General features: G+C 67.6%; 17 protein-coding genes. 6 read left to right on the top strand and 11 right to left on the bottom strand.

What is annotated here, in order from left to right; all coding sequences use genetic code 11:
* Positions 1 to 60: 60 nt before the first annotated feature.
* The 7 genes from ABE472_RS17860 to aspS form a co-directional block, all read right to left on the bottom strand.
* Positions 61 to 1,911 (bottom strand): potassium transporter Kup, encoded by a 1,851-nt coding sequence (locus ABE472_RS17860; RefSeq protein ID WP_313210516.1) that lies wholly within the window; start codon positions 1,909 to 1,911, stop codon positions 61 to 63.
* A 127-nt stretch (positions 1,912 to 2,038) separates the two neighbouring features.
* Positions 2,039 to 2,629 (bottom strand): Holliday junction branch migration protein RuvA, encoded by a 591-nt coding sequence (gene ruvA / locus ABE472_RS17855; protein ID WP_313210410.1) that lies wholly within the window; start codon positions 2,627 to 2,629, stop codon positions 2,039 to 2,041.
* Between the two features lie 10 nt (positions 2,630 to 2,639).
* Positions 2,640 to 3,161: a crossover junction endodeoxyribonuclease RuvC gene (ruvC, locus tag ABE472_RS17850; protein WP_121039160.1), complete on the bottom strand. Its 522-nt coding sequence runs from the start codon at positions 3,159 to 3,161 to the stop codon at positions 2,640 to 2,642.
* A gap of 129 nt (positions 3,162 to 3,290) precedes the next feature.
* Positions 3,291 to 4,022: a YebC/PmpR family DNA-binding transcriptional regulator gene (locus ABE472_RS17845; protein ID WP_313210407.1), complete on the bottom strand. Its 732-nt coding sequence runs from the start codon at positions 4,020 to 4,022 to the stop codon at positions 3,291 to 3,293.
* An 83-nt stretch (positions 4,023 to 4,105) separates the two neighbouring features.
* Positions 4,106 to 4,738, bottom strand: coding sequence for an alpha/beta fold hydrolase (locus ABE472_RS17840; protein WP_313219722.1), 633 nt, complete (start codon positions 4,736 to 4,738; stop codon positions 4,106 to 4,108).
* Positions 4,739 to 4,835: 97 nt separating this feature from the next.
* Entirely contained in the window at positions 4,836 to 5,381 is a 546-nt protein-coding gene (locus ABE472_RS17835; RefSeq protein ID WP_346466728.1) for a GNAT family N-acetyltransferase, read from the bottom strand.
* Positions 5,382 to 5,552: 171 nt separating this feature from the next.
* Positions 5,553 to 7,310: an aspartate--tRNA ligase gene (gene aspS, locus ABE472_RS17830; RefSeq protein ID WP_313219721.1), complete on the bottom strand. Its 1,758-nt coding sequence runs from the start codon at positions 7,308 to 7,310 to the stop codon at positions 5,553 to 5,555.
* Between the two features lie 171 nt (positions 7,311 to 7,481).
* Here aspS and ABE472_RS17825 point away from each other — a divergent pair, with 171 nt between their 5' ends.
* Positions 7,482 to 8,441, top strand: coding sequence for a DUF3011 domain-containing protein (locus ABE472_RS17825; protein ID WP_313219720.1), 960 nt, complete (start codon positions 7,482 to 7,484; stop codon positions 8,439 to 8,441).
* 82 nt (positions 8,442 to 8,523) lie between these two features.
* Here the strand turns inward: ABE472_RS17825 and ABE472_RS17820 are convergent, their stop codons facing one another.
* Positions 8,524 to 9,159: a hypothetical protein gene (locus tag ABE472_RS17820; RefSeq protein ID WP_346466727.1), complete on the bottom strand. Its 636-nt coding sequence runs from the start codon at positions 9,157 to 9,159 to the stop codon at positions 8,524 to 8,526.
* A gap of 162 nt (positions 9,160 to 9,321) precedes the next feature.
* Between ABE472_RS17820 and ABE472_RS17815 the strand changes: the two genes are divergently transcribed.
* On the top strand, positions 9,322 to 10,590 hold the full coding sequence (locus tag ABE472_RS17815) for an MFS transporter (RefSeq protein ID WP_313212515.1): 1,269 nt from the start codon (positions 9,322 to 9,324) through the stop codon (positions 10,588 to 10,590).
* A 62-nt stretch (positions 10,591 to 10,652) separates the two neighbouring features.
* Positions 10,653 to 12,899 carry a glucosylglycerol-phosphate synthase gene (gene ggpS, locus ABE472_RS17810; protein WP_346466729.1) on the top strand — a complete coding sequence of 749 codons (2,247 nt, stop codon included), beginning with the start codon at positions 10,653 to 10,655 and terminating at the stop codon, positions 12,897 to 12,899.
* 261 nt (positions 12,900 to 13,160) lie between these two features.
* Here the strand turns inward: ggpS and blaL2 are convergent, their stop codons facing one another.
* Entirely contained in the window at positions 13,161 to 14,063 is a 903-nt protein-coding gene (gene blaL2 / locus ABE472_RS17805; RefSeq protein ID WP_346466726.1) for a L2 family extended-spectrum class A beta-lactamase, read from the bottom strand.
* Positions 14,064 to 14,267: 204 nt separating this feature from the next.
* Between blaL2 and ABE472_RS17800 the strand changes: the two genes are divergently transcribed.
* A complete protein-coding gene (locus tag ABE472_RS17800) occupies positions 14,268 to 15,167 on the top strand; it encodes a LysR family transcriptional regulator (RefSeq protein ID WP_313212517.1) in 900 nt (299 codons plus the stop codon).
* Between the two features lie 39 nt (positions 15,168 to 15,206).
* Here the strand turns inward: ABE472_RS17800 and ABE472_RS17795 are convergent, their stop codons facing one another.
* Positions 15,207 to 17,063 (bottom strand): ABC-F family ATP-binding cassette domain-containing protein, encoded by a 1,857-nt coding sequence (locus ABE472_RS17795; RefSeq protein ID WP_313212518.1) that lies wholly within the window; start codon positions 17,061 to 17,063, stop codon positions 15,207 to 15,209.
* Between the two features lie 343 nt (positions 17,064 to 17,406).
* Between ABE472_RS17795 and ABE472_RS17790 the strand changes: the two genes are divergently transcribed.
* Together ABE472_RS17790 and ybaL are read left to right on the top strand one after the other, a co-directional pair.
* Positions 17,407 to 19,800 (top strand): TonB-dependent receptor, encoded by a 2,394-nt coding sequence (locus ABE472_RS17790; protein ID WP_313212519.1) that lies wholly within the window; start codon positions 17,407 to 17,409, stop codon positions 19,798 to 19,800.
* 243 nt (positions 19,801 to 20,043) lie between these two features.
* On the top strand, positions 20,044 to 21,747 hold the full coding sequence (ybaL, locus tag ABE472_RS17785) for a YbaL family putative K(+) efflux transporter (RefSeq protein ID WP_088433889.1): 1,704 nt from the start codon (positions 20,044 to 20,046) through the stop codon (positions 21,745 to 21,747).
* A gap of 6 nt (positions 21,748 to 21,753) precedes the next feature.
* Here ybaL and ABE472_RS17780 read toward each other — a convergent pair whose 3' ends face one another.
* Entirely contained in the window at positions 21,754 to 22,635 is an 882-nt protein-coding gene (locus tag ABE472_RS17780) for an AraC family transcriptional regulator (RefSeq protein ID WP_346466725.1), read from the bottom strand.
* Between the last annotated feature and the right edge of the window lie 170 nt (positions 22,636 to 22,805).

The raw sequence follows: 22,805 nt of genomic DNA, 5'->3' as shown, positions 1-22,805 counted from the left end.
GGTATCGGCGGGGGGGCCACTTGTTTTCAATCTAAACCGGGGGCATGCGCTGGTGGAGATCTAGATCTCCACCTGCGCCCCAAGCTCCACGAGCCGATTACCCGGAATCCGGAAGAACCCGGTCGCCGGCGCGGCGTTCCGGTGCATCAGCGCGAACAGCTTGTCGCGCCAGATCGGCATGCCGCGGTTGGCGGTGGCCACGATGGTCTCGCGGCTGGCGAAGAACGTGGTGTCCATCGGGTCGAAGTAGATCCCGCCGTGGTCGCACGAGCGCATCAGCGCCAGCGGCACGTCCGGGGTCTCCATGAAGCCGAAGCGCACGTAGATCCGATAGAACTCATCGCCCACCGATTCGATCTTCAGGCGCTGGCCGGAGGGCGCGTACGGGACCGGCAGGGTCACCACGTGCAGGAACACGTTTCGCTCATGCAGCACCTTGTTGTGCTTGAGGTTGTGCATCAGCGCGTGCGGGGCCACCGAGGGATCGGCGGTCAGGAACACGGCGGTGCCCGGTACCCGCACCGGCGGAGCCAGCATCAGGCCCGGCAGGAAGGTATCGATCCGGATGCCATCCTTGCGGATCTCATCGCGCAGCAGCTCGCGGCCACGCCGCCAGGTGCGCATCATGGTGAACAGCACGATGCCCAGCACCACCGGGAACCACGCGCCCTGCAGCAGCTTGGCGCCGTTGGCGATCACGAAGCCCAGGTCGATCACGAAGAAGATCACGCACAGCGGCAGGATCCAGTTGCGTGCCTTCGGCCACAGCGCGCGCGCGACCAGCGCCAGCAGCAGGGTATCGATCAGCATGGTGGCCGACACCGAGATACCGTAGGCCACCGCCAGATTGGAGGAGCTGCGGAAGGCCAGCACCAGCCCGATCACCATCACCGCAATGCCCCAGTTGATGCCCGGGATGTAGATCTGGCCGATGGTGTCGTGCGAGGTATGGGTAATGCGCATGCGCGGGATGTAGCCCAGCTGCATGGCCTGGCGCGAGACCGAGAATGCGCCGGTGATCACCGACTGCGAGGCGATCACCGCCGCCATCGTGGCCAGCACGATCATCGGGTACAGGCCCCACTCCGGGACCGCCTCGAAGAACGGGTTCTTGACCGCTTCGGGGTTCTTCAGCACCAGGGCGCCCTGCCCCAGGTAGTTCAGCACCAGGCATGGCAGCACGAAGTAGTACCAGGCATGGCGGATCGGCTTGGCGCCGAAGTGGCCCATGTCCGCGTACAGCGCTTCGCCGCCGGTCACCGCCAGCACCACCGCGCCGAGGATGAAGATGCCGTGCCAGCCGTGCTCCATGAAGAAGCGCAGCGCCCACATCGGGTTGAAGGCCTTGAGTACTTCGGGGGCATCGACGATGTTCCAGATGCCGATGGCCGCCAGCGAAATGAACCAGATCGAGGTGATCGGGCCGAACAGCTTGCCGATCTTGGCCGTGCCGAAGCGCTGCACGGCGAACACCGCCAGCAGCACCACCACGGTGATCGGCACGATGAAGTTGTGCAGGCCCGGGGCCGCGACCTCCAGGCCCTCGACCGCACCCAGCACGGAGATCGCCGGGGTGATCACGCCATCGCCGAAGAACAGCGAGGCGCCGAAAATGCCGAGGATGCCGACCACATAGGCCGAGCGCGACCCGTTGCGCAGCGTGCGCTGGGTCAACGCCATCAGCGCCATGATGCCGCCCTCGCCGTCGTTGTCGGCGCGCATGATGATGGTGACGTACTTGAGCGTCACCACGATGTTCAGCGCCCAGAACGCCAGCGACAGCACGCCCAGCACGGTGTCATGGTCGCTGTTGAGACCGTAGTGCGGGGAGAACGCTTCTTTCAGCGTGTACAGCGGGCTGGTGCCGATGTCGCCGAACACCACGCCGATGGCGCCGATCATCAGCGCCATGCCGCCGGCCGCGGGCGCGTGGCCGTGCGGGGCCTGGCCGTCGCTGTGCTGGGGGGAAGTGGTGGACATGAGGCTCCGGGCGGACGCGGTCGGTGGTGTCGGTGTCAGGAAATGGCAGGCGCGCGGCTCAGCGCAGCGCCGCCTGCAGGGCCTTGCGGATCACCGTGGCGACATCGTCACCCTCGGCATTGGCATCGCGCGCCATGCGCGCGGCCTCGGTCGGCTTGTAGCCCAGCTGCTGCAGGGCCACGGTCGCCTCGGAGACCGGATCGGTGGCCGGTGCCGCACCGGCGATCGGCGCGCCGCCGCCACCGAAATGGGCCGCGCGGTCGCGCAGCTCCAGCACCATGCGCTCGGCGGTCTTCTTGCCGATGCCCGGGATGCGGGTCAGCGCGGTGATGTCACCGGCCTGCAGCATGCGCGCGAACTCGTCCACGCTGACCCCGGAGAGCACGGCCAACGCGATCTTGGCGCCGATCCCGCTGACCTTCTGCACATCGCGGAACAGGCGGCGCTCACCCTCGCGCAGGAAACCGTACAGCGAGACGCTGTCTTCCTTCTGCGCGTAATGGGTGAACAGGGTGACCTCGCGGCCCAGCTCGGGCAGATCGTAGAAGGTGCTCATGGGCGCCTCCAGCTCATAGCCGACGCCATTGACGTCCACCATCAGCCACGGCGGCGCCTTGTAGGCCACGATCCCGCGCAGACGACCAATCATGCAGTGTTCCTCATTTCCGGCTCCAGGCCTGGCGGGCATTGACGCCCAGGCGCAACGCCGTCGCCCGGACGTGGGCGTGGGTGATCGCCACGGCCAACGCATCGGCAGCGTCGGCCTGCAGCTTGGTTTTCAGGTTGAGCATGAGCCCGACCATGTGTTGGACCTGTTGTTTTTCCGCGCCACCGCGGCCGACCACGGCCAGCTTGATCTCGGTGGCGGCGTACTCGCTGACCGGCAGGTCGCGCATCACCACGGCCGAGATGGCGGCGCCGCGCGCCTGGCCCAGCTTCAAGGCCGAATCCGGGTTGCGCGCCATGAACACCTTTTCGATGGCCACTTCGTCGGGGCGGTATTCCTCGACCAGGGCGGTCAGGCCGACCACCAGCAGCTTCATCCGCTGCGGGAAGTCATCCGCGCCCAGCAGCACCAGCGGCAGGTGATGCACATGCACCACCTTGCCGGCGGCGTCCACATCAATGATGCCCACCCCGGTGCGCTGCGAACCGGGGTCGATGCCGAGAATGCGGGTCATGCGGCACGCACACGGCCGCCCGTGGCCCGGAAGGGACACATGCGGCGGGGATAACAGGGAACGGCGGGAGTCATCATGGTCCGCATTGTCCGCTCACCGGTCGCGCAAAGCGACCGGTGAAGCGCCTGCTCAGGCGTAGGCGTCCGCGCCGAGCTCGGCGTTGGAGAACACGTCCTGCACATCGTCCAGGTCTTCGAGCATGTCCAGCAGCTTCTTGACCTGCAAAGCGGTGTCGCCTTCGACCTTGATGTCGTTGTCGGCGCGGTAGGTGATTTCAGCATGGTCCGGGGTGAACCCGGCGGCCTCCATCGCATCCTTGACAGCGTGGTAGCTGTCGGCCGCGGTGACCACGTCGATCGCCCCGTCTTCCGGGTAGACCACGATGTCGTCCGCGCCGGCCTCGATCGCCGCCTCGGTCACGGCTTCTTCGTCCGCACCGGCGCCGAAGTGCAGCACGCCCAGGCGCTTGAACATGAACGACACCGAGCCTTCCGTGCCCATGTTGCCGCCGCATTTGCTGAACGCATGGCGGACATCGGCCACGGTGCGCACGCGGTTGTCGGTCAGGCAGTCCACGATCACGGCCACGCCACCGGGGGCATAGCCCTCGTAGCGGATCTCTTCGTACTCGACGCCTTCCAGCTCACCGGTCGCCTTCTTGATGGCGCGCTCGATCACGTCCTTGGACATGTTCGACGACAGGCCCTTGTCCATGGCCACCCGCAGGCGCGGGTTGTTGTTGGGGTCGCCTCCACCGCCGCGCGCGGCAACGCCGATCTCGCGGATGATCTTGGTGAAAATCTTGCCGCGCTTCGCGTCAGACGCGTTTTTGCGGTTCTCGATGGAGGGGCCTCTACCCATGGGGTGACTCTCGTGTTTCTGTCAGGAACAGGGCGCGAATTCTACCTGATCCGCCGACCTGCCCGTGTCAGTGCCGGGCCCGATCAGGCGGCGTGGGCCGCGTCGTCCCGGCGGAACCGGCCATCGCGCAGGAAGGCGGCGGTCTGGCGCGCGGCATCCGGCGAGAACACCAGCCCGCTGTGGCTGGCCGGGATCACGCAGTGGTCGGCCAGGCCCGGCAACTGCGTCTCATCCAGCGCCACGGTGCCATCGGAGGCATCGCCACAGGCGCCCAGCAGGCTGCCCAGCCCGTGCGGGACGGAGCCGGCGATCAGGCCGACCTGCGCCCTGCCCTCCCAGGCCGGCAGGCCATCCAGCAGCAGTTCCGAGCTGCGCCCCAGCGCCAGCGACCAGCCGTGATCGCTCAGCGAGCGCGCGGTCACACTGCCACGCAACGGGGAGCCGAGGCAGACCACCCGCGACACCGGCAGGTCCGGCGCGCGCCGCAGCGCCTCCAGTGCGACCAGTCCGCCCAGGCTGTGCCCGACCAGCGAGACCGGGCCGCTGTCCTTGAGCCGCTCCAGCAGTTGCGGCACCGCCACCTCCGGGCCCCCGAACACGCTGGAGTACCCGAAGGTATCCACGGCGAAGCCACGGGCACGCAGACGCCAGGCCAGCGGGCCGACCCACGCGCGCGCATTCCAGATGCCATGCAGCAGTAAAACAGGGGGATTCATGGTGTCAGCCTAGCCCGTTGGGCGGGGCGCCTGCAGAAGGAGACAGCGTCATTAGACGAATGGACCGGACAACGGCAGGTGAAGCCGTCGCGGCCCTTCAGGATCCGGATCCGGCGGCCGTTGGCGGGCGGCGCAGGATGAACTCCAGGTCGAGCACCTTGCCGACCGGGAACGCGTAGGTGCCGACCTTGCTGAAGCCGTAGCGGGCGTAGAAGCGCTGTGCACCGAAGTTTTCCGACCACACCCCCAGCCACACCGTGCGCGGGCCCTCGCGTTCCAGCCAGGCCAGCGCGGTTTCGAACAGACGACTGCCCCAGCCACAGCTCTGCTGGTCCTTGATCAGGTACAGGCGCTTGAGCTCGCCATCGCCGGGCTGCACCTCGGCATGCGGCAGTCCACAGGGGCCGGCTGCGGCGTGGCCCACGGCAACACCGTCCAGCTCCAGCAGCCAGACCGCGTAATCGGGGTGTTCGAGGATGATGCGCTGGCGCTGCGCCGGGTAGGCCTCGTCGAGGAAGGCCTGCAGGTCCTCGGGCGGGTACAGATGGCCGAAGGTTTCCACGAAGGTACGCGCGGCCAGCACCGACAGGGTCTGGGCATCGTCCGGGGTGGCGCGGCGGATGGTGTAACGGCCTGGGGTCACGGCGGGAGCATCGGCATCGGCGGGAGCCGTCAATTTACCTGAACGCTGCGGCGATGGCGCCGCGTGACGATCAACGTTTTCGATCATCACGGGCGCCACCCACGGCCCGGCACCGACCTCCGGCCGGTACCTGCCGCACCCCACGCCGGCCCATGGCCGGCGCTTGCCGGCTTATTCCTTGACCGCGCGCGGACGGACCTGGACGTGCACTTCCGCCAGCTGCTCGTCCGGGATCGGCGACGGGGCACCGGTCATCAGGCACTGCGCGCCGGTGGTCTTCGGGAACGGGATCACGTCGCGGATCGACTCGGTACCGGCCATCAGCGCGGCGATACGGTCGATACCGAAGGCGATGCCACCGTGCGGCGGCGCGCCGAAACGCAGCGCGTCGAGCAGGAAGCCGAACTTGCCCTCGGCCTCTTCGGCCCCGATGCCCAGCAGGTCGAATACCGCGCTCTGCATGTCCGAGCGGTGGATACGGATCGAACCACCGCCGATCTCGTTGCCGTTGAGCACCATGTCATAGCCGCGCGATACGGCGGTCCTGGCGTTGGCGCGCAGATCGGCGATGTCATCCACTGCCGGCGCGGTGAAGGGGTGATGCAGGGCGACGTAGCGCTGGGCTTCGTCGTCGTACTCGAACATCGGGAAATCGGTGACCCACAGCGGTGCCCAGCCGGCGGCGACCAGGTTGAAGTCCTTGCCGGCCTTCAGGCGCAGGGCGCCCATGAAGTCGGAGACCTTGTTGTAGCCACCGGCGCCGAAGAACACGATGTCGCCATTGCCGGCGCCCACCTGGGCGACCAGCGCGGCGAAGGCCTCGTCGCTGAAGAACTTGGCGATCGGCGAGCTGACGTCGCCGCTCTCGCTGATCTTGATGTAGGCCAGGCCCTTGGCGCCGTACTTGGCGGCATGCGCGGCGTACTCGTCGATCTGCTTGCGGCTCAGCGTGGCACCGCCGGGGATGCGCAGCGCGGCCACGCGGCCGTCGGCATCATTGGCGGCGGCGGTGAACACCGGGAACTCACTGGTCTTGACCAGCTCGGCCACGTCCACCAGCTCCAGCGCGATGCGCAGGTCCGGCTTGTCCGAGCCATAGCGACGCATCGCTTCGGCCCAGGTCATGCGCGGGAAGCTGGCGGCCAGCTCCACATCGACCACTTCCTTGAAGATGGCGCGGATCATGGTTTCCACGAAGTCCTGCACATCGCGCTCGCGCACGAAGGCGAACTCCATGTCCAGCTGGGTGAATTCCAGCTGGCGGTCGGCACGCAGGGCCTCGTCGCGGAAGCAGCGCGCGATCTGGTAGTAACGGTCGAAGCCGGCCACCATCAGGATCTGCTTGAACAGCTGCGGGCTCTGCGGCAGGGCGTAGAACTCGCCCGGGTGCATGCGCGCCGGCACCAGGAAGTCGCGGGCGCCTTCCGGGGTGGCCTTGGTCAGGATCGGGGTTTCGATGTCCTGGAAGCCGGTGGCGTCCAGGTGGCGGCGCAGGGCCTGCACCAGCTTGATGCGGGTGCGCTGCATGCGCTGCATTTCCGGGCGGCGCAGATCCAGGTAACGGTACTTCAGGCGGGTTTCTTCGCCCGGGTTCTCGTGCGCGTGGAACGGCAGCGGCTCGGCCTTGTTGAGGATGGTGATGGCCGTGGCGATCACTTCCACGTTGCCGGTGCGGAGCTTGTCGTTGGCCGCGTGGCGCGCGCGCACCACGCCTTCCACCTGCAGCACGTCTTCGTAGCCCAGGCTGGCGGCCACGGCGAATACAGCGGCGTTGTCGACTTCCACCGTCACCTGCACGATGCCTTCATGATCACGCAGATCGATGAAGACCACGCCGCCCTGGTTGCGGGCAACGTCGGTCCAGCCGGCGAGGGTTACGGTTTGGCCAATCAGGGTCTCGTCGACCAGGCCACAGAAGTGGGTACGCATGGGGGTAAAGCTCCGCAGGAGAGTGCCGGCGCCAAGCTGCGCCGGAAAGCCCGTTATTCTGCGGCCGCCAGCCCGGCGGGGCAAATCCGGGCGCTGCAGCCCGGCATCACACGCTCTGAACCGGGGCCATTCCTATAGTCCGCGCACCAACGACCGCACGGGGATGTCGCCATGCAACGCCGTCTGAGCACCGTCTGCCTCACCCTTGCCCTGGCCTGTATGGCCCCGGCCCTGCACGCCCAGATGAGTACCCGGGCCTATGCCCCGGAAAATCTGTCGCAGCTGTCCTCCTCCGACCGCAGCCGGGTCATCACCCAGGAATACGCCGACCAGTCCAATGGCCGCCGGATCCCGGATGACCAGCTGCGCTTCTACCTGGCCCAGGTCAATTCGGGCTGGAACTTCTCCCGCATCAAGCAGGACATCGCCACGTCGCTGCGCGGCAACGGCAACGGCAACGGGGGTGGCTGGAATGGCGGCGGCAACGGCCCCGGCAACACCGGCACGGTCCGCTGCGAAAGCCAGGACAACCGCGAGCGGGTCTGCAATACCGGCTGGCGCAGTGCCCGGCTGTCCCGCCAGATCTCCGGGACGACCTGTACCGAGGGCCGCAACTGGGGCTCGCGCAACGGGACGGTCTGGGTCAGCGGCGGCTGCCGGGCCGAATTCGTCGAGGGCCGTGGCAATGGCGGCAACTGGGGCGGCGGCGGCGGCACCGGCGCGACGATCCGCTGCGAGAGCCAGGACAACCGCGAGCGCACCTGCAACACCGGCTGGCGCAACGCCACCCTGGTTCGCCAGATCTCCGGTACGGCGTGTGTCGAGGGCCAGACCTGGGGCGTGCGCAATGGGGCAATCTGGGTCAATCGCGGCTGCCGCGGCGAGTTCGCCGAAGCGCGTGGCAACAGCGGCGGCAACTGGGGGGGCGGTGGCGGCAACAGCAATTACAGCGTGACCTGCAGCAGCAACGACAAGCGCCAGCAGACCTGTGCCTGGGATGCCCGTCAGGGTCGCCCGGCGCTGGTGCAGCAGTTGTCGGGCACGGCCTGCGTGGAAGGCCGCAGCTGGGGCTACAGCAATGGCAGCCTGTGGGTCAGCGGCGGGTGCCGCGCCCGGTTCGGGGCGCGCTGAGCGTTCCCCTTGTGGTAGGTGCCGACCGTTGGTCGGCACGCTCGCGGTGACGCCGGCCCGCGGCCGGCATTACCGCGCTGCGTTACGGCGCAGGCGTCTCACTGCCCCACGGCGCCGGCGGCAGTGCCACCGGCTTGGTCAGGTCGAACACCACCTGGAAGTGGCGCCCGCCCGGGCGGGTCAATTCGTAGACGAAGCGCTGGTCCGGCTCCACTTCCATTGCCCAGGTGTTCTGCACCGAGGCGAGCATGTCCGCCTTGCGGAACATCGCCACCGAGTCCGAATCGACCGGGAATGACTGGCGTTGCGCGGTGCCTGGCGGCTTGCTGTCGCCACCGTACATCGTGACCGCATCAGGACTGCCGTCCTCGTGGCGATGATCGTGCTTGAGCCGCAGCCCATGCTCGGTGCGGGTGAGCACCCAGGTCCGTGAATGGTCATCACCGACATGGAAGGGAATCCGCAGCTCATGCGCCGGGTCCTCGCAGCCCCGCACATGCATCACCAGCCGTTTGCCCTCGAAAGGATCGGGCGCATCGGTCTTGGGCTCGTTGACCGCGATGCGGCCTTCGAACGCTTTGCCGCAGTGCGCGGCCACGGCAGACATGAACGCATCGGACGGCGCCATCGAGACATCATGGCCGACGGTGTCGTTCGAACCGCTGCACGCGGTGATCGCCAGCGCAGCGGCGAAAGGAAGGAGTTTGACTACATTCATGCCCCCACCCTAACGGGCGCGAACGACCAGCGCAAACCGGACGACCCGCTGCATCGTCACGCACGCGCACCCATCGCCTGCGCTGCAACAGGGGCTTCATACCCGCTGTGGTATGGTCAATCACGTGACTTGTTCGCCTTCTTCCCCACGAAGGGCGCACGCATGTTGCGGCTGACCGCCCTGCTCGCCGGTGTGGCGCTGCTGCTGACCGGCAGCGGCCTGCTCGGCACATTGCTGGCGGTGCGCGGTGGTGAAGCCGGCTTCGGTGCCGGCACGTTGGGGTTGGTGATGTCCGGCTATTTCGCCGGTTTTTTCATCGGCACCTTCTTCGCCCCCTCGCTGATCGGCCGCATCGGCCATATCCGTGCGTTTGCCTTCTTTGCCGCCCTCGCCGCCATCGCGGTGCTGCTGCACCCTCTGTGGATCAATCCCGTGGGTTGGGGCGTGCTGCGCATCCTTACCGGCATCGCGCTGGTGGGCCTTTACACGGTAATCGAGAGCTGGCTCAACGCCGAGCCCGACCCGCGCCTGCGCAGCCGTGCTTTCTCGCTCTACATGGTGGTCAACCTCTCGGCACTGGCCCTGGGCCAGGTGCTGCTGATGCTTGGCGACGCCGGCGCGACCTCGATGTTCATGCTTACCGCGATCCTGGTCTGCGCGGCAGTGTTGCCGGTCACCGCTACGCGCCTGCGCCCGCCGGAGATTCCCTCGGTGCCGCGCCTGAAACTGGCGCGGCTGTATGCGATGGCACCGGTGGCGACGGTTGCCGCCGGCCTCTCCGGCCTGGCGATGGGCGCATTCTGGGGCCTGCTGCCGGTCTACGCCGGCGAGGTCGGCCTGGACGGCAATGGCGTCGCGATGTTCATGCTGACCGCCATCGCCGGTGGCGCGTTGCTGCAATGGCCATTGGGTCACATCAGCGACGGGCATGACCGCCGCACCGGACTGGTCGCGCTGAGCCTGGCCGCGGCGGGTATCGCCGTGGTGGCCTCGCTGCCGATGATCCAGGCGCAGACCCATCTGCTGTTCGGCCTGTTTTTCTTCTATGGCGGGCTGGCCTTCGCGCTGTATCCCTTCGCGGTCGCGCACATGCTCGATTACCTGCCGCGCGAAGATCTGCTCTCGGGCTGCTCCAGCCTGCTGCTGGTCCATGGCGTGGGCGCCGCGCTCGGCCCCGCGTTGGCGGGCGCGGCGATGCAGCAGTTCGGCGCGCCTGCACTGCCGCTGTACTTCGCGGTGGTGCTGATGCTGCTGGCGCTGTTCACCACCGCGCGCCTGCTCAGCTTCCAGCGGCTGCGCACGCATCCGGTCGGCTTCCGGCTGATGCTGCGCACCACCCCCTCGGCGCTGGAACTGATGCCCGAGACCGACACCGCGCCGCCGGATCCCGATATCCCCCTCCCCTCTGACTCCGATAAGGAAGTGCATTGACTGTTTCGACACCGACCTCCCTCACTCCAACCCGTACACCGCCGGCGCCGCCGGCCCCGCAATTGATCCTCGCCACCGATCTGGATGGCACCTTCCTCGCCGGCGATCCCGCCGCGCGTCATCGGCTCTACCGGCTGGTCGACCAGCACCCGGGTATCCGCCTGATCTTCATCACCGGCCGCGGCCTGGAAGCGGTGATGCCCCTGCTCTCCGATCCGGCCATTCCGCGCCCGGATTACGTGGTCTGCGATGTCGGTGCCACCGTCGTCGACGGCCACACCCTGCAGCCGATGCAGCCCCTGCAATCGATGATCGACGCGCACTGGCCGGGCGAGCAGGTGGTCGCCGCCGCGATGCGTCCGTTCACCGCGCTGCAGCGCCAGGACGTGCCGCAGGAACGCCGCTGCTCGTACTTCTGCGATCCCGACACGCTGGCGCCGCTGCGCTCGCAGATCCAGGCCGCCGCACAGGCGCTGGGCTGCGATGTGCTGTATTCGGCCGACCGCTATCTGGACATCCTGCCGCCTGATACCGACAAGGGCCGCACCCTGGCCGCGCTTGCGCGCCTGCTGGAACTGCCGCGCGATCGCATCCTGGTGGCCGGCGACACCCTCAATGACCTGTCGATGTACACCTCCGGTTTCCGCGGGGTGTGCGTGGGCGATTCGGAGCCGGCGCTGACCGCCGCGACGGCCGACCTGAAGCACACCTTCCATGCACAGGCGCCGGGGTGCGGCGGCATCCTCGAAGCGATCGAACATTTCGGCCTGCTCGCCGATGACGATCCCTTCCTGCGCCCACCGCCGCAGGCGCGCGCCGATGGCGCCGACCTGGTGATGGTCTATCACCGCCTGCCCTTCGATGAAGTGATGGAAGATGGCGTGCTGGTGCAGCGCCCGCCGCGCTCGCCCAACGGCATCATCCCCTCGCTGCTGAGCTTCTTCGAAGGCGGCCAGAAGGGGTCCTGGGTCGCCTGGGGAATCGATGAGCCCAAGCGCGGTCCGTTCCAGACCCACCTGGCAGTGGATGCCGAGCGTTACCCCACCCTGACCGCCGCGCGCGTGCCGCTGAGCAAACAGGAAGTGGACATCTTCTACAAGCGCTTCTCCAAGGAAGCGTTCTGGCCGATGCTGCACGTGTTCTGGGAACGCGCAAAATTCCGCGAAGAAGACTGGCAAGTCTTCCTGAAGGTCAACCGCAAGTTCGCCGAGGCCACCGCCGCCGAAGCCGCGCATGGCGCGACCGTGTGGATCCACGACTACAACCTGTGGATGGTGCCGGCCACGCTGCGCGAGCTGCGCCCGGACCTGAAGATCGCCTTTTTCCACCACACCTACTTCCCGTCGGCGGATGTATTCAATGTGGTGCCCTGGCGCCGCGAGATCATCGGCAGCCTGCTCAGCTGCGACTACATCGGCTTCCACATTCCGCGACAGGTGGAGAACTTCGTGGACGTCGTGCGCGGCGCGATGCCGGCCGAGCGTCTGGCCTGGGAAAGCTGCGCCCCGCGTTTCCTCACCTACGGGTGCGCAGTGGGCCTGGACACGATGACCACGCGCCTGCGCGTGGGCGACCGCGAAGTCGCCCTCGGTGCGCACCCGGTCGGCACCGATCTGCGCCGCATCCACAACGTGCTCGCACGCAGCGACGTGCGCAATGACATCTTCAAGCTGCGCCGCGAGATCGGCGCGCGCAAGCTGGTGCTGTCAGTGGAGCGCCTGGATTACACCAAGGGCACGCTGGCCAAGCTGGAGGCGTTCGAGCGGTTGCTGGAGCAGCATCCGGATCGCCAGGGCAAGGTCACCCTGCTGATGATCTGCGTACCGGCCGCACGCGAGATGACCATCTACCGCACGCTGCAGAACCAGATCGAGCAGGCGGTGGGGCGGATCAACGGGCGCTTCTCGCGGCTGGACTGGACCCCGGTGCGGTTCTTCGCCCAGGCATTGCCGTTCGAAGAGGTGGTGGCGCACTACGCCGCCGCACAGGTGATGTGGATCACCCCGCTGCGCGATGGCTTGAACCTGGTGTCCAAGGAGTTCGTGGCCACGCAGGGCATCGAGGGCAGCAACGGCGTGCTGGTGCTCAGCGAATTCGCCGGTGCGGCGGCCGAGCTGAAGGGCGCGGTGCTGACCAATCCGCATGACCCGGCCGATCTCACCGCCGGCCTGTTGCAGGCCTTGTCGATGCCCGACGATGAAGCCACCGGGCGCATGCGCCAGCTGTTCGGCAGCGTGGAGTATTACGACGTGGATCGCTGGGGCCGGGATTTCCTGGATGCGGTGCGCAACAGCCACGCCGAAGGCTGACGCTGTACGGGTAGTGGCGGCCGCGGGCCGGCGCACGGCCGGGCCGGCGGCGGGCGGTGGCGGGTTGATGGGGTGCCCGCGGCCCGCCCCCCGGGGGGGCGGCCGGGGGGGGGGGCCGGGTCCTGGGGGCGCCCCCCGGCGGCGGCCACTACCCTGTGCGCGCCGACCAACGGTCGGTGCCTCCCCTGTGCGCACCGACCAACGGTCGGTGCCTACCCTGTGCGCGCCGACCAACGGTCGGTGCCTCCCGGGCGGCATCGCCTACCCGGCGCGCTGGATGATGCCTTCGGCGATCACCGCCACCTGGCGCAGCACGTCGTTACGGCCGGCATCATCCACCGTCGCGCCCTGCAGGTAGCTGGTCAGCACCCACGGTGCACCGCCGGCGAGCGGCCACAGAATGGCGATGTCATTGGTGGTGTCCTCGCCATTGCTGCCGGTCTTGTCACCCACCCGCCACGCCTTGGACAACCCGGCGCGCAATCGCGCATCGCCGGTTTCGTTGTCGATCAACCAATCCGCCAGCTGCTGTTTCGAGGCGGACGTGAGTACGTCACCGAGCACGAAGCGCTGCAGGCTGGCCGCCATCGCCGCCGGGCTGGTGGTGTCGCGCGGGTCGCCGGGGGCGAAGCGGTTCATCTCCGGCTCGAGCCGGTCATTACGGGTCACCGCATCACCGTTGGCCCGCAGGAAGGCGGTCACGCCGGCCGGCCCGCCCACCCTGCCCAGCAGCAGGTTCGCAGCGGGGTTGTCGCTGGTGATCATGGTCGCCCGGCACAGGTCGCGCACGGTGACATCCTTGCCTAGGTGCCGCGTGGTCACCGGCGCATGCGAGAGCATGTCCGGCTGGCGCACGGGCACGCGCTGGTCCAGCGAGAGCCTGCCCTGGTCGGCCAGGTGCAGCACCGCAGCGGACAACACGAACTTGAAGGTGCTGCACATCGGGAAACGTTCGTCCTGGCGGTTGCCGGTACGCCAGCCGGTGCCGGTATTGAGCAGGGTCACGCCGAGGCGCCCGCCGCTTGCTGTTTCCAACGCTGCGAAGTCTTTCGCCGCGACGGCCGGTTGCGGCGAGGGCAGCGGCGTCTTGGCGAAGGCGGTGGCGGCCAATGCAGACGCGGCGGCCGCGCCGGTCCATTGCAGGAACTGTCGTCGAGCGATCATGGGGTTCTCCTTGGCGAAGGCCTGAGTATTGGCAGGTTGCCGCGCCTCCACCAGCGAGGATTTTCAGCGGAAGTCATTACTTGACCTCATGCCTTCTGATCCCCCTGCCGGGAATGAACGCGGAAAACAGCGTCATCTCTGCACGTCGCTCGCCGCAGCAGCCCCTCAGTGCGAAGATGCATCATCCCTGCTCACGGCTCGCCCATGCTCCGCCCCCAGCTGCCGCTCAATGCCCTGCGCGCCTTCGAGGCCGCTGCACGGCACCAGAATTTCACCCGCGCCGCCCTGGAGCTGTGCGTCAGCCAGGCCGCGCTGAGCCATCAGATCCGCGCACTGGAGGACCGGCTGGGCGTGTCGCTTTTCACCCGGTTGCCGCGCGGAGTCGCCCTGACCGATGAAGGCGCCCGCCTGTATCCGGTGCTCAACGAGGCCTTCGACCGCATCGCGGTCAGCCTGGACCGGTTCGTCGGCGGGCATTTCCGCGAGGTGTTGAGCGTGGGCGTGGTCGGCACGTTCGCCACCGGTTGGCTGCTGCCGCGCCTGGGGGATTTCAACGCGCGCCATCCGGATATCGAGCTGCGCCTGCAGACCCATAACAACCGCATCGATCTGGCCGGTGAAGGGCTGGACCTGGCGATCCGGTTCGGTGATGGCGACTGGCAGGGGCAGGTCAGCGATGCCGTACTGGATGCCCCGTTTGCGCCGCTGTGTGCACCTGCGTTGGCACGTACGCTGCGGCAGCCGCGCGATCTGGCGAACGTGGCGTTATTGCGCTCCTACCGCAGCGACGAGTGGCCACGCTGGCTGCAGGCCGCTGGCGCGCCGGAACTGGACGCGCGTGGGCCGGTGTTTGATTCGTCCCTGACGCTGGCCAGTGCCGCCGCCGCAGGTGCGGGCGTGGCGCTGTTGCCGTTGAAGATGTTCGAGCAGGATCTTGCCCAAGGGCGCTTGATCCAACCCTTCGCGCAGACCCTGGATCTGGGCAGGTATTGGTTGACGCGGCTGCGCTCGCGCGCCGAGAGCGACGCGGCGCGGCGGTTCCGGGAATGGCTGGAGGCGCAGGACGATGTGCCGACCAACGGTCGGCACCTACCGGTTGCCTGAGGGTGCCAGGGAGATGCCGACCGGTGGTCGGCATGCCGTTTACGCGTCCAGCAATTCCATCCACGTCTGCTCGGCCTTGCTGAGCAGGGTCGCGGTGGCTTCACGATCGCGGCCGAGGACTGCCATGCGGGTCGCATCGGCGTAGTTGGCCGGGTTGGCCAGCTCGCGGTCCAGGTCGGCCAGCAGCGCCTCCAGTTCGCCCACCTTGGCTTCGGCAGCAGCCAGTTTGTGGGGATTGACCGGCTTCTTCGGCGGCAGCGGCGGCGTCGGCGGCACCGGCTCCGGGGCCGCCGCGGCCATCTTCTGCTTGGTGCCCTGCGCGGCCGGACGCGAACGCAGCCACGCCGCGTAGGCATCCAGATCGCCGTCGAACGGTTCGACCACGCCATCGGCCACACGCCAGAACGTGTCGCAGACCAGACCGATCAGATGGCGGTCATGCGAGACCATCACGATCGCGCCCTCGAAGTCGGCCAGTGCTTCGGCCAGCGCTTCGCGCATTTCCAGATCCAAGTGGTTGGTCGGTTCGTCGAGCAGCAGTACGTTCGGCTGCTGGTAGGCGATCAGTGCCAGGGCCAGGCGCGCACGTTCGCCACCGGAGAAGCCGTCCACCGGTTCAAACGCGCGGTCGCCGGCGAAGTTCCACTTGCCGAGGAAATCGCGGAAGGACTGGTTCGGTGCATCCGGGGCCAGGTCGCGGAAGTGCTCCATCGGCGACTGCCCTTCATGCAGCGACTCCACCGTGTGCTGGGCGAAGTACCCGATGCGCAGGTCCGGATGCGCGGCGCGCTCGCCGCTGATCGGGTCCAGTTCGCCCACCAGGGTCTTCACCAGGGTGGTCTTACCGGCACCGTTCGGGCCGAGCAGACCGATGCGCTGGCCAGCCTCCAGGCCAAAGCCCACGTTGTGCAGGATCACCGAATCGGCGCCGTAACCGGCCTCGACATGGTTCAGGCGGATCAGCGAGAACGGCAGTTTGGCCGGCGGCGCGAACTCGATGCGGAACTCGCGCTCGGCACGCACCGCTTCGGTACCGGCCAGCTTGGCCAGGCGCTTCATGCGGCTCTGTGCCTGCGCGGCCTTGCTGGCCTGCGCCTTGAAGCGATCGATGAAGCTCTGCAGATGCGCGCGCTCGGCCTGTTCCTTGTCGTGGGCGAGCTGCTGCTGGCGCAGCTGTTCGGCGCGCTGGCGCTCGAAATCGGTATAGCCGCCGACGTACAGCTTGGCGCCGCCACCGTGCAGATGCAGGGTGTGGGTGGCCACGTTGTCCAGGAACTCGCGGTCATGCGAGATCAGCAGCAGGGTGCCCGGGTACTTGAGCAGCCACTGTTCCAGCCAGAACACGGCGTCCAGATCCAAGTGGTTGGTCGGTTCATCGAGCAGCAGCAGGTCGCTGGGCATCATCAGCGCGCGCGCCAGGTTCAGGCGCACGCGCCAGCCGCCGGAGAACGAGGAGACCGCGCGCGAGTGGGTTTCGGCCGGGAAGCCCAGGCCGTGCAGCAGCTTGCCGGCGCGCGCCTCGGCGTCATAGGCACCGATCTCGGCCATGCGCTGGTGGGCGGTGGCCACCGCTTCCCAGTCTTCACGCGCCGCGGCTTCCGCCTCTTCACGCATGACGGCGGCCACCTCGGTGTCGCCCTCCAGCACGAACTGCAGCGCCGGATCCGGCAGCGACGGGGTTTCCTGGGCCACGCTGGCGATGCGGATCTTGCCGGGCAGATCGACGTCGCCCTTGTCCGCCTCCAGCTCGCCCTTCACGGCGGCGAACAGGCTGGACTTGCCGGCGCCATTGCGGCCGACCACGCCGACGCGGTACCCCGCATGCAGGGTCAGGTCGACGTTGGACAACAGCAGCCGCTCGCCACGGCGCAAGGCGAAGTTACGAAGGGAAATCATCTTGGGGGTCCATATAACGGAATGGAATGTGCTCGTGAGCACCTTTCCTGCGACGTAATTCTAGCGTTAACGAATACTTGACGGGCCCCGGGATGCGCGGCAGGCCTCGTTTCTCTCTCCCACGACCCTGCCCGCGCTACCCCGGGACCCCCCTGTCAAATCCCCGGCCTCACGTAAATGGTTGCTTCTGCAACGTTTTTTACGAACGCGACCTACATTTGACAAGCGATGAATATCCCGTTAATCCGTCTATTGCGCACCGCAACACCGCCTTCGCAGACCCGATCCTCGATGCCGTGATGTCGCTTTGGTGCAGCACCGCCACTACCGGAGCCACATCCTGATGAACCGCAAGACCAGTACGCTCGCCGCCGCCGTAGCTGTCGCGCTCGGTATGTCCAGCTTCGCCGCCACCGCCCAGGACGTGCCTGCCCGGACGGCCGCCAACACCCTGGACACCATCATCGTCACCGGCACCCGCGTGGCCGACCGCACCGTGGCCGAGTCGCAATCGCCGATCGACATCATCACCCCCGAGGCGCTGCAGTCCACCGGCACCACCGAGCTGGCCACCGCGCTGGCCCGCGCCCTGCCCTCGCTGAATTTCCCGCGCCCGGCGCTGACCGATGGCACCAGCGGCATCCGCCCGGCGCAGCTGCGTGGCCTTTCCCCGGACCAGGTGCTGGTGCTGGTCAACGGCAAGCGCCGCCACACCTCCGCGCAGATCAACGTCAACGGCAGCATCGGCCGTGGCTCCTCGGCAGTGGACATCAACGCGATTCCGATCGCCTCGATCGAGCGCGTGGAAGTGCTGCGCGACGGCGCCTCCGCGCAGTACGGCTCGGATGCCATCGCCGGCGTGATCAACATCGTGCTCAAGGGCTCGTCCTCCGGCGGCAGCCTGGCGTTGGATGCCGGCCAGTACTCGGCCGGTGACGGCAACAAGTACCAGCTCTCCGGCGATACCGGGATCGGCTTCGCCGACGGCCGCGGCAGCGTGCATGTGGCCGGCCAGATCGTCCAGCAGGACGAGAGCAACCGTGCCGGCCCGTACCAGGGCACCGTGCCGAACACGAGCAACTTCCCCAACATCGGCCAGACCACCTTCGTGGTCGGTGACCCGCGCGTGGATGCGACCGCCGCGTCGGCCAACGCCAGCTTCCAGTTCAGCGACCACGTCTCGGCCTATGCCACGGCGATGGCGAGCAACCGCGACATCACCTCGTTCGCGTTCTACCGCTCGCGCAACAACCTCAACCAGGGCGCGCTGCTGGCGCAGACCTACCCGGACGGGTTCGTGCCTGAGATCAATCAGTATTCCAAGGACCGTTCGCTGGTCGCCGGTGTGAAGGGCGGCTCGGACAGCGGCTGGAACTGGGACGTCAGCTACAACTACGGCGCCAACAAGATCGATTTCCACACCCGCAACAGCATCAACTACGCGCTCGGCGTGAACAGCCCGCGCTCGTTCTACGACGGCGCGCTGGAGTACACCCAGAACATCGTCAATGCCGATGTGACCAAGACCCTGGACTGGGGCCTGGCCTACCCGGTCACGCTGTCCTTCGGCGGTGAGTACCGCAAGGAAAAGTGGGAGCAGTCAGCCGGTGAACTGAACGCCTACACCGGCAGCGGTGCGCAGGGCTTCGGCGGCTTCACCCCGCTCAACGCGGTGGATGCCGACCGTGACAACTACGCCGTCTACGCTGGCCTGGAAGCCGACCTCACCGACAAGTTCTCCGCCGGCGTGACCGGCCGCTACGAGGATTACTCGGACTTCGGCGACAAGTTCTCCGGCAAGCTCTCCGCCCGCTACGCCTTCACCGACAAGGTCGCCCTGCGCGCCACCGCCTCCAGCGGCTTCCGCGCGCCCTCGCTGGCCCAGCAGAGCTACCAGGCGGTGACCAGCACGATCATCAACGGCGTGTTCGTCGAACGCGGCACCTTCCCGACCACCAGCCCGGCCGCACAGGCCCTGGGCGCCAGCCCGCTGAAGGCCGAAAGCTCGACCTCCTACAGCCTGGGCCTGGTGCTGCAGCCGGTGGATCGCCTGTACCTGACCGTGGATGCGTACCAGATCGACATCGACGACCGCATCGTCCTGTCGACCAACATCACCACCAATGACGCCGCCAACGCGCTGCTGGCCAACCTGGGCCTGCCGGGCGTCACCGCGTTCTCCTACTTCACCAACGGCGTGGACACCCGCACCCGCGGCGTGGATGCGGTCTCCAGTTACACGATCCCGTTCGCCGCCAGCTCGCTGGAGCTGACCGCGGCCTACAGCTACAACGAGACCGAGGTGAAGAAGTTCATCGCCTCGCCGCCGGTGTTCGGCACGCTGGGCATCACCCAGTCGCTGATCGGCCGCGATGAGATCGGCCGCATCGAAGACAGCTACCCGCGCGACAAGACCATCCTCAGCGGCACCTGGCGCTCGGACCGGTGGGACCTGAACCTGGCCGCCACCCGCTACGGCTCGTTCACCGTGCGCAACTCGGCCACCGCCCTGCGCGACCAGACCTACGACGCCTCGTGGGTGCTCGATGCCTCGGCCAGCTACAAGCCGAGCGAGAACTGGACCCTGACCCTGGGCGCGGACAACATCCTGGACGAATACCCGGACCGCACCGTGGACCTGCAGAACTCCACCTGGGGCATGCTGCCGTACAGCAACTACTCGCCGTACGGGTTCAACGGTGCGTACGTCTATGGCCGCGTGACCTACAAGTGGTAACCCAAGGTAGTGCCGGCCGCTGGCCGGCAACCGCCTGATAAACCCCATGCCCCGGTTCGCCGGGGCATGTGCGTTCTGGCCGCAGGAAACCGCGATTCCGCGCATCCACCGTTCAACGCACGGGCTGTCCCGGACAGCACATGACCTGACCACGGGGACATAGCAGCATTGCGGCCATCGATGTTTGCCCGGACCGGCCGCATCGGTGAAAATCGGGGCACCCCCCCCTCTTTGCGAGCCCCGATGCACCATGACACCGACCTGATCAACATCGTTGCCGTTGGCCTTGGGCTCGCCTTCATTTTCGGCGCGCTGGCCAACAAGCTGCGTTTGTCTCCCCTGGTCGGTTATCTGATTGCAGGCATCTGCGTAGGTCCGTTCACCCCCGGCTTCGTCGCCGACCAGGCACTGGCCAACCAGCTGGCCGAGATCGGGGTGATGCTGCTGATGTTCGGGGTCGGCCTGCATTTCTCGCTCAAAGACCTGATGGAGGTCAAAGCGATCGCCATCCCGGGTGCGATCGGCCAGATCCTGGTCGCCACCCTGCTCGGCTGGGGCCTGGCGGCGTTGATGGGCTGGCCGGTGATCTATGGCGTGGTGTTCGGTTTCTCGCTGGCCACCGCCAGTACCGTGGTGCTGCTGCGCGCGATGGAAGAACGGCGCCTGCTGGAAACCACGCGCGGCAAGATCGCCATCGGCTGGCTGATCGTGGAAGACCTGGCCTGCGTCCTGGCGCTGGTGATGATGCCGGTTCTGGCCGGCGTGTTCGGGCCCGATGCGGCCAATGAAACCCATACCGTCGGCAGCGTGCTGGCCAGCATCGGCTGGACCTTCGTGCAGTTGGGCCTGTTCGTGGCGGTGATGCTGGTGGTCGGGCGCCGGGTGATTCCGTGGATCCTGGAGCGCATCGCCGGCACCGGTTCGCGCGAGCTGTTCACCCTGGCCGTGCTGGCCATCGCACTGGGCGTGGCGTTCGGCTCGGCGATGCTGTTCGGCGTGTCGTTCGCACTCGGTGCGTTCTTCGCCGGCATGCTGCTCAACGAATCCGAACTGAGCCACAAGGCGGCCAATGATTCGCTGCCGCTGCGCGATGCGTTCGCGGTGCTGTTCTTCGTCTCGGTCGGCATGCTGTTCAACCCGGCCATCCTGATCGAGCATCCGTGGCAGGTCCTGGCCACGGCGGCGATCATCATGTTCGGCAAATCGGCTGCTGCGTTCGTGATCGTGCGCGCGTTCGGCCATCCGACCGGTACCGCGCTGACGATTTCCGCCAGCCTGGCGCAGATCGGCGAATTCGCCTTCATCATCGCCGGGCTCGGCGTGACCCTGGGGATCCTGCCGCCCACCGGTCAGGCGCTGGTGCTGGCCGGTGCGCTGATCTCGATCATGCTCAACCCGCTGGTGTTCGGCCTGCTCGACCGCTGGCTGCTGAAGCATCAGGAAACCGCCCCCACCACGGTGGAGACGGAATTGCCGCCGGGCCCATCGCTGGACCTGCATGACCATGCCATCGTGATCGGCTACGGCCGCGTCGGCAGCGCGCTGGCGCAGGTGCTGCGCGACCGGGGGGTGCCGGTGATGATCATCGACGACAACAAGGAACACGTCGCCGAAGCGCACGCGGCCGGCTTGCCCGGTATCCGCGGCAGTGCCGCCTCCGACCGCGTACTGGCCGAAGCCCATCCCGAGCGCGCCAAGATCGCCGTGCTGGCGATCCCGCAGCCGCTGGAAGCCGGTGAAACGCTGGCCAAGCTGCGCGCGCTCAACCCCGGCCTGACCCTGCTGGCGCGTGCACACAGCGATGCCGAGGTGAAGCACCTGCTCGCCCACGGTGCCGATGGCACGGTGATGGCCGAGCGCGAACTGGCCTACTCGCTGGCCGAGATGGTGATGTCCACCCCGCCGTACCGCACGATGGGCCAGCAGCACAGCATCCCGGTGGTCTGAGGGCCGCTACGCGACCGGCACGCAGATATCCGCGCGGAGGATGGCCTCGGGCACTTCTTCCGGATCATCCAGGTAGTGGTAGTACAGCTCCGCCTCGCGCAGGGCGTGGCCACTGTCGGGCAGCCAGTCGCGTAGCAGGGCGTCAGTGGCCGCTTCCAGGCCCGCGTAGCTGCCCACATGGCGCAGCACGGCATACGTGCCGCCACCCAGCGTCAGCGCACGCAGCGGGGCCGGTAGCGCCTGCGGCGGGCGCCCGAAGCCCATGGCGCAATCGAACACGCATTCCTGCGCCGGCGCGTCGCGGTGGTCCGTCCGTGCGATGCCGATCAACTGCTGCAGCTGTTCGGCCCAGCCCTGCTCGGCGGCCCAGGTGAAGATCGCGCCGAAGGCCTGATCCAGATCATCGAAGGCCCCTTCCCTGCGCAGCGCCACCACATCGAAGGGTTCCAGCGTGGTCACCGTGACCTGCAACGGCACCGTCCCGTCCGCGTGATCGCCCGCCGGCAGCGACAGCCGCTGCTGCCAGTGGCTGCGCAGCCCGGCATCCTCACGCAACGTGCTCGGCGTGGCATGCAGCGCCTGGCGACAGGCACGGGCCAGCGCCTGCGGGCTTTCATAGCCGACGTTCAAGGCGACCTCGGTCACCCGGCTCTCGGCCTGGCCGAGCAGCGTCAGCGCCTGCAGCAAGCGCAGGCGCGCCACGGTACGCCCGGGCGTTTCACCGGTCAGTGCACGGTACAGGCGATGGAAGTGGAACGGCGACTGGTGCGCGATCGCGGCCAGTGCCTCCAGATCGGGCAAGGGATCGCCAGCGCGCAGGCACGCCTGCAGATGGGCGATGACACGATCGATACCGTGGCGCTGGCGGACCTGGGCAATGCGATGCATGGCGGGCTCCCTCTCGAGGTGACGCTCAGCGTGCGCCGTGCGGCGCCCCTGCGCGTGGCCGATCTTGCGCAGTTGGGGGATCGTCAGCCGATCCTAACCCTGCCGGTAGAGCCACGCCATGCGTGGCTGCGTCTTCTTCCGGCGCCGCGCAGCCACGCATGGCGTGGCTC

This window comes from Stenotrophomonas sp. TWI809 (genome assembly GCF_039673205.1).
Taxonomy (GTDB): Bacteria; Pseudomonadota; Gammaproteobacteria; order Xanthomonadales; family Xanthomonadaceae; genus Stenotrophomonas.
Note: the sequence above shows the minus strand (reverse complement) of the source record. Positions and strands in the feature narration are given on the sequence as shown.

Excerpts from the sequence above, each read along its gene's own strand:
- ABE472_RS17860 (WP_313210516.1), bottom strand. The coding sequence starts at position 1,911 with ATGGCGCTGATGATCGGCGCCATCGGCGTGGTGTTCGGCGACATCGGC.
- ruvA (WP_313210410.1), bottom strand. The coding sequence starts at position 2,629 with ATGATTGGTCGTCTGCGCGGGATCGTGGCCTACAAGGCGCCGCCGTGG.
- ruvC (WP_121039160.1), bottom strand. The coding sequence starts at position 3,161 with ATGACCCGCATTCTCGGCATCGACCCCGGTTCGCAGCGCACCGGGGTG.
- ABE472_RS17845 (WP_313210407.1), bottom strand. The coding sequence starts at position 4,022 with ATGGGTAGAGGCCCCTCCATCGAGAACCGCAAAAACGCGTCTGACGCG.
- ABE472_RS17840 (WP_313219722.1), bottom strand. The coding sequence starts at position 4,738 with ATGAATCCCCCTGTTTTACTGCTGCATGGCATCTGGAATGCGCGCGCG.
- aspS (WP_313219721.1), bottom strand. The coding sequence starts at position 7,310 with ATGCGTACCCACTTCTGTGGCCTGGTCGACGAGACCCTGATTGGCCAA.
- ABE472_RS17825 (WP_313219720.1), top strand. The coding sequence starts at position 7,482 with ATGCAACGCCGTCTGAGCACCGTCTGCCTCACCCTTGCCCTGGCCTGT.
- ABE472_RS17820 (WP_346466727.1), bottom strand. The coding sequence starts at position 9,159 with ATGAATGTAGTCAAACTCCTTCCTTTCGCCGCTGCGCTGGCGATCACC.
- ABE472_RS17815 (WP_313212515.1), top strand. The coding sequence starts at position 9,322 with ATGTTGCGGCTGACCGCCCTGCTCGCCGGTGTGGCGCTGCTGCTGACC.
- blaL2 (WP_346466726.1), bottom strand. The coding sequence starts at position 14,063 with ATGATCGCTCGACGACAGTTCCTGCAATGGACCGGCGCGGCCGCCGCG.
- ABE472_RS17800 (WP_313212517.1), top strand. The coding sequence starts at position 14,268 with ATGCTCCGCCCCCAGCTGCCGCTCAATGCCCTGCGCGCCTTCGAGGCC.
- ABE472_RS17795 (WP_313212518.1), bottom strand. The coding sequence starts at position 17,063 with ATGATTTCCCTTCGTAACTTCGCCTTGCGCCGTGGCGAGCGGCTGCTG.
- ABE472_RS17790 (WP_313212519.1), top strand. The coding sequence starts at position 17,407 with ATGAACCGCAAGACCAGTACGCTCGCCGCCGCCGTAGCTGTCGCGCTC.
- ybaL (WP_088433889.1), top strand. The coding sequence starts at position 20,044 with ATGCACCATGACACCGACCTGATCAACATCGTTGCCGTTGGCCTTGGG.
- ABE472_RS17780 (WP_346466725.1), bottom strand. The coding sequence starts at position 22,635 with ATGCATCGCATTGCCCAGGTCCGCCAGCGCCACGGTATCGATCGTGTC.